Source organism: Pseudoxanthomonas jiangsuensis (genome assembly GCF_010093185.1).
GTDB lineage: Bacteria > Pseudomonadota > Gammaproteobacteria > Xanthomonadales > Xanthomonadaceae > Pseudoxanthomonas > Pseudoxanthomonas jiangsuensis.
The window spans coordinates 1-755 of record NZ_PDWL01000083.1 but is presented as its reverse complement, the minus strand read 5'-3'; the positions used below and the strand labels follow the sequence as shown (position 1 = coordinate 755).

Genomic DNA, 755 nt, shown 5'->3' with positions numbered 1-755 from the left:
GCGTGCGACCCGCTCGCGCGACACCGCCCGAACAGCCACGATCAACCGACAGATGAGGATCAGCCTACTGGAGTAAAGCCCCCCTTTGGTAAAGGGGGCGCGCCGAAGGCGCGGGGATTCGGAAAGTAATGAGCCGGGCCCGCGATTCGCAACGCGAATCGTGGGGCGTCAGCGCGAATGCGATGGCGCGCGCCCCCTTTTGTTAAAGGGGGCGCGCCGAAGGCGCGGGGATTAGGCAGGCCAAGCCCCGGCCAGATGTTCGCGCAGCGAAAACCTGGGCTGCCAGAGTTTCACCCTGGCAGCGGGTGGGCAGTTCGTCAGAACTGACCGCCGAACGTGAACTGCAGGCGCTCGATCTCGTCGTTGTCTTCCTTCTTCAGCGGAACCGCATAGCTGATCGAGATCGGGCCGACCGGCGCGCGCCACAGCAAGGCGATACCCGTCGAGGCGCGCAGCTGGTTGGACTTGAAGTTGTCCACGCCATTGAACACGTTGCCGACGTCCACGAAGGCCGAGATGCGCGCCGACGGGCTGTCGAACAGCTTCGGGAAGTACATTTCCGGAAAAAAAAAACAAAAAAGGCATACAAGAGCGCTTCTTGAAGGGCTATACTAGAACTCTCGGACAATATCACACCCGTCACTCCTACCATATTCAACGTTGACGTATCCGTAAGTATATCTCATCCTGCTTGTGCACTGATCTCAACTAGTTGCAGTGTCATAATATAACTAAACCTCCCAATGTTCATATTA

The 755-nt window shown here is 57.7% G+C and carries 1 pseudogene; it reads right to left on the bottom strand.

Features of this window, described 5'->3' with window-relative positions:
• Positions 1–317: 317 nt before the first annotated feature.
• Positions 318–560: pseudogene (locus tag CSC62_RS17360) on the bottom strand (BamA/TamA family outer membrane protein); the annotation flags it as partial.
• Positions 561–755: the final 195 nt, after the last annotated feature.